Source organism: Vibrio sp. 10N.222.48.A3, assembly GCF_041475345.1.
GTDB classification, from domain to species: Bacteria; Pseudomonadota; Gammaproteobacteria; order Enterobacterales; family Vibrionaceae; genus Vibrio; species Vibrio tasmaniensis_A.
The window spans coordinates 1-5,372 of sequence record NZ_JBFRVX010000467.1 but is presented as its reverse complement, the minus strand read 5'-3'; the positions used below and the strand labels follow the sequence as shown (position 1 = coordinate 5,372).

5 protein-coding genes are annotated in these 5,372 nt (G+C 44.8%); 3 read left to right on the top strand and 2 right to left on the bottom strand.

What is annotated here, in order from left to right:
• Both AB4653_RS13980 and AB4653_RS13975 read right to left on the bottom strand, forming a co-directional pair.
• On the bottom strand, positions 1–562 hold a 562-nt coding region (locus AB4653_RS13980), incomplete at its 3' end, for a 1-acylglycerol-3-phosphate O-acyltransferase (RefSeq protein ID WP_372104469.1).
• Between the two features lie 197 nt (positions 563–759).
• Positions 760–1,698, bottom strand: coding sequence for a hypothetical protein (locus tag AB4653_RS13975; RefSeq protein ID WP_102258218.1), 939 nt, complete (start codon positions 1,696–1,698; stop codon positions 760–762).
• Positions 1,699–1,967: 269 nt separating this feature from the next.
• On the opposite strand from AB4653_RS13975, the gene AB4653_RS13970 reads away from it, so the two are divergent.
• The 3 genes from AB4653_RS13970 to AB4653_RS13960 all read left to right on the top strand — a co-directional run.
• Positions 1,968–3,680: a bifunctional 2-polyprenyl-6-hydroxyphenol methylase/3-demethylubiquinol 3-O-methyltransferase UbiG gene (locus AB4653_RS13970; RefSeq protein WP_102258217.1), complete on the top strand. Its 1,713-nt coding sequence runs from the start codon at positions 1,968–1,970 to the stop codon at positions 3,678–3,680.
• Positions 3,681–3,737: 57 nt separating this feature from the next.
• On the top strand, positions 3,738–4,466 hold the full coding sequence (locus tag AB4653_RS13965; protein WP_102258216.1) for a DUF429 domain-containing protein: 729 nt from the start codon (positions 3,738–3,740) through the stop codon (positions 4,464–4,466).
• Between the two features lie 98 nt (positions 4,467–4,564).
• The coding region (locus AB4653_RS13960; protein WP_102258215.1) for a M15 family metallopeptidase at positions 4,565–5,372 on the top strand (808 nt) is incomplete at its 3' end.

Sequence of the window (5,372 nt, the reverse complement as noted above, 5' to 3'; positions counted from 1 at the left end):
GGTTAATTTTATTGTGCGTGGTACTGGTACACATCGGGGTGATAGGCACACCGGCTTCAATCGCCATTCGGAAAGCGCCCGTCTTGAATGGCAGTAGTCCACGCCCTTTACTGCGCGTTCCTTCAGGGTAAACCCAAACCGACAGATCTCGCTGGTGAATCGCTTCCGCCACTTGCTTGATGGTATCGCGTGCTTTGGACTTGTCTTCGCGGTTAATTAAAATATTACCGGTGATCCAATACAGCAGGCCAAAGAAGGGCACGTACAACAAATCGCGTTTGCCTAAAGAAACCGTGCGAGGCCTTAACATCCCTGGGGCGGTCACAAAGTCCAACACGCTTTGGTGGTTAGATATGTAGACGCTCTTTTCTGGTGTCGGTGCATTATCTAGGCCTCTCTGTAGGATCTTTACCCCAACGAGTTTTTGTAATTGGTTGAACCAACGGCAAAAAACGTACACATGCTTTGGGTTTTTTGGGCTAAACAAGCAGTAACCAAAAGCACATAGAGTGGTGAAAATAATAAACACCGTCGCCAAAATAATACGAAGAACAGCAAGCACAATTCACTCCTTACTCACGACAAGATTGCAGTGATTAAATAGTTTTAGATGCTTGAAGTTTTCACTCTATTTAACCGAATTGCAACAATTAACTGTTTTAGGGGACTGTTTTTAGATCTTTATATAAAACAAGGACTAACAATGGGTGTTTGACGCAGTTATCGAGCTTACACGTGTTCACCAGTAGGTAGGCATGTTCACCAATACTGTTTATTTGGATCCGACTTTTCTACCCATTCCGGATCTTGACGTGATTCTAAATAGAGCTGTAGGCCGTTATAAGACATGAAAGCAGCAGGGCCCCCGAGGTGCTCGAAATAGTCAAAATAATCATCCTCGAGCGCGCAAAGGTGAGCTAAGTCTTTAACGTTATTCATCATTGCCCATTGAATAGCGAACACTGGAGCCGTCGAACCTGAAATGCTGACCTCTTCGACATTTGGGTTGAACAGTGAATTAGCTTGTTCAAGCAGTATCTCTTCTTGTTCAGATTCTTGCTGCAAAATTTCTTCGATGATCTCTGAGCGTTTGGTATTAGAGACATTCTTGTTCAGCTTGGCGATTCGAAGCGCGTAGCTAAAACGGTCTGTTGAAACGATGTCGACAAGTTGCGATAGCAACTCTTTGTCTACGCTCGAAGCCTTGGTGAAATAATCGATACACGAATTGATTGAGGCATAACGAGTACCGTCAAACTCAAAGCCATTGGTTTCGTCGTATACCTCAAGTGGGATGTCATCAACCGACAAAGGCCAGCCTTTATAATCGACGCGTTGTTTGGCGATTTGATACATCTTCCAAGCACTGCGCCCAAACCCACCAAGCGTCGAACCCGAGAAATCAGAATCAATAAGCTCTTGCTCCGTCCAGTTCTCACCGATGCCAAGGTGCTTAGCGTACTTGTCTATCAGAGTGTGTTTTATCTGATCGCGCACAGACCAAATTGAGGTCAGATTCTTTGAATAGTTAATTCTCGCACACTCATTACAAGCCGGCAGTGCTATCGGTGAATAGTCTATCTTGGCAATAGCTTGTGCAGTCTTAGGGAATTCAACAACATCATTGGAAGGTTCACCACAAAACCAACAGGTGTGGCGCAGGTTGAATGGGATGTCTATGTACGAGTATGTGGTCATTAGTCTTTATCGGCTGGGGGTTTGAGGTTGGTTTAATTATCAAAACAATTATCCCTGTTCGCGCGTCAGCTTGCACCTTGTTTGTTTTTGTTTTGCTGACGAAACTGATTCGTGATGTGACTCGCCTGATGAGCTCATTAGGTGGATATTGATATAAAACAGTCACTAACGATAAATATTGATTGGTGTGGCTGAACTTACATGAGCTGCTAGCAATCGCCTTAGCTCCCCATTACTATTGAGATAGACTCCTTACCCCAATAGCGCATATGTCCTCATCGATTCCTTTTTACGATAAAAATGCTCACACACTTTGTGAACAGTACAACTCAGTGACGTTCGAGACGGTGCATAAAAGCTGGCAAGCTTATTGGCCTTTAGAGGGCGATAAAGTACTAGATGTTGGTGCAGGAAGTGGTCGTGATGCGCTATGGATGCACAAAGCCGGAGCTGATGTTATTGCGATAGAACCAAGTGCTTTATTACGCGAACAAGGCTCCAAATATACAAGCCCAAGTGTTACCTGGATTGATGATTCACTTCCCTCGCTTGGCCGCACTGAAAACCTCGGAATGCGTTTTGACTTGATATTGGTGAGCGCAGTATGGATGCACTTAGCCTCGTCTCATCGAGAGCGTGCATTTAGAAAGTTGTCTAACTTGCTGGCTCCAAATGGCAAGTTGGTGATTACTTTGCGTCATGGGGAGTTTAAAGACAGTCGACAAGGCTATGAAGTCTCAGTTGAAGAGCTCGAGCGTTTATCAAAAAACAGCGCCTTGTTGGTTCGTCATGTTGATGATAGCCAAGATACATTGAACCGCAGTGAAGTGTGGTGGCAAACCGTGGTGATGACATTACCAGATGATGGCTCCGGCGACTTGAACAAGGTGCGCCACATTATTGTGAATGACAACAAGTCGGCCACATACAAGCTGGCCTTATTAAGAACTTTACTGAGAATTGCGGATGCTCATTCAGGCGCTGTGATTGATCGAACGGATGGGAAAATTTCTCTACCAGTGGGCTTAGTTGCTCTGTATTGGGTAAGGCAGTTTAAGCGTTTGATTGATATCGATATAGAAGGCGCTGGGATTCAGCAAAATAGCAACACGAGTAAAGGCCTCGGATTTGTAAAAGAGGATGGTTGGAATAAACTCAAACACCTCAGTGCTGATGATCTAGCGATAGGCACTATGTTTCTCGGCGATGAAGCCAAGGCACTACAGAAGCTGTTTTCACAAACGATCAGCACCATTAAATCAGGGCCTGTGACTTTTATTTATCAAGGCTCGAAAGACAACCGACTATTCGATATATACCCACCTCAGAAACGACGGAAGAGCCGAGAATCACTGGTCATTGATAGTGAGTTCTTAGAAAGCTTTGGCTATTTCACTCTCGATGAAAGCCTGTGGGAGTGCTTTAGAATCTACCACTCTTGGATTGAACCGCTGGTGGTGAATCAATGGGTCATGGAGATGCAGCGTTTCGAGTTGAACCGACAGCGAAGTATCTCACTACAGACGTATCACGACTGCTTGGTATGGATCGATCAAAACCACGATACTCGCGATGTGCGTAAACGTGTCGAACAACTTAGATCTGAACGTGCCGATATTGTCAGTGTCTGGAGTGGAAAATCATTAAAAAATGAGTATCACGTTGATCACTGCTTGCCTTTTGCTTATTGGCCGAATAACGACAAGTGGAACCTCTTTCCGACCACAAGCAAAGAGAACCTAAGCAAAAGTGACAAAGTTCCTACGGCTGAAAAACTTCGAGCGTCTAAATTTCGTATTCTCGAATGGTGGCAATTGGCGTGGAGCGATTCGGCTCATTTTGAACAACAATTCTTTTCTGAAGCAGCACTTTCTTTACCCAATATTCCACCACAGTGTCGAGACTTCGAAGAGGTGTTCGATGCAATGGGTTTACAGGTACGTGGCGTGAAAAGCAGACTGTTAATTAATGAGTGGCACTGATCATTAAGTGGCTAGTTATCCCAAATAGCCCTCAACAAACTAATCATCGAGAGCACAATGAAATACATCGGAATTGATGGCTGCAAGGCCGGTTGGATCGCTTGGATTATCTCTGACAGTGAGATACCTGCGTTTAAGGTGGAAAATACGCTCGATGAGTTGGTTGGTGATCTTACGGAATCAACAACATTAATCGATATGCCTATTGGCTTTAGCGATTCGCTTACTCCAGATAGATTATGCGATAAAGCAGCAAGACGTTTTCTCACCAGCAAGCGTGGTTCTTCCGTGTTTCCTGTTCCGTGCCGAGAGGCGGTTTATCAAACTGATTACATTGCGGCGTGCAGTGCCAATGTGGAGCAGCTTGATAAGAAATTTTCTAAACAGACTTGGGGAATTGTGCCCAAGATCCGCGAGCTTGATGAGCTCATTGAAACTCATCCCAATCTTTCTATCAGGGAATCACACCCTGAGGTGGTGTTTGCAGCTTTGAAAGGCGAACCGCTGATGTTTTCCAAACGAACACAAGAAGGCAAAGAGGAACGGCTTTCTATTATTCAGCAACTTGCCCCTCAATGGTGTGACGGCTTGTCGTTGGCCATTTCAACCACCAAGCGTAAAGACGTCGCGATAGATGATATTTACGATGCTTTTGTACTTATGTTGGTTGCCTATTACGCTCCGCAATTATCGACCTTACCTGAACTTTCTGATGTTGGTGGAGAAGCTGACAAGGATCAGAACGGACGAGTTAGAGAGATTGTCTATTGGAATAAAGCGCGCTAACAAATCGTGCGCTCAACTTGGCTTAATATGCTATTTTCCAACTTCTGCTATTTTCCAACTCTGCTACTTTTCACTCTTAATATTTTTGAGTCTTTGATATGAAACGTTTTATTGTCGGCTGGCTGGCCACTGTGCTCAGTGTTGCGAGTTATGCCCAAGTTGCCCCTATATCTCAATGGCAATGCGACATGATGAAAAAGAACAATGTCTTGAGTAGTGGTGCGCCTGTTGGTTGTGAGCGACTATCTAAGGTGGATTTCGATTTCATTAATTTCAAAGGGGAGACGCAACAGGGCAATATGATCGTGCTTGATGTTATTGCGCCAGCTCTTGAACAAATCTTTTCAGAGCTTAAACAGCGCAATTTTCCTCTTCATTCCGCTCGCCTAATGCGTGAGTTTAAAGGTGACGATAGCGCCTCAATGGACGCGAACAACAGTAGCGGGTTTAACGCTCGTCCTATTACCGGCGGAGGAGGTTGGTCGAAACATGCCTATGGTGTGGCAATCGACATCAACCCAGTTCAAAATCCTTTCTTAGAGTTCGATAAAAACGGAACCATCACGGTCAAGCCATCACAATCGGCAACCCGCTATGTGAACCGTACTCGCTTTCGCGCGCGTGATGAAATTGAACGCCGAGGCATGGCAGAAGATGTGGTGGAGCTGTTTGCTCATCATGGCTTTATTATCTGGGGAGGGGATTGGAATAGCCCAATCGATACTCAGCATTTTGAGGTCGGCTCAAGAAAGTTCGTCAATCAACTGCTCTCTAAACCCAAACCTGAAGCCAAAGTGTTATTTGAGCGCTACGTCGAATCTTATCGACAGTGCTATCTCAAAAATAAAGGTGAGAACGCAGAAAAAGCTCGAGCTATCTGTGCAAAGAAAACAGTCGGGACTTTTT

Coding starts and splice junctions, on each gene's coding strand:
- AB4653_RS13965 (WP_102258216.1), top strand. CDS start 3,738: ATGAAATACATCGGAATTGATGGCTGCAAGGCCGGTTGGATCGCTTGG.
- AB4653_RS13970 (WP_102258217.1), top strand. CDS start 1,968: ATGTCCTCATCGATTCCTTTTTACGATAAAAATGCTCACACACTTTGT.
- AB4653_RS13975 (WP_102258218.1), bottom strand. CDS start 1,698: ATGACCACATACTCGTACATAGACATCCCATTCAACCTGCGCCACACC.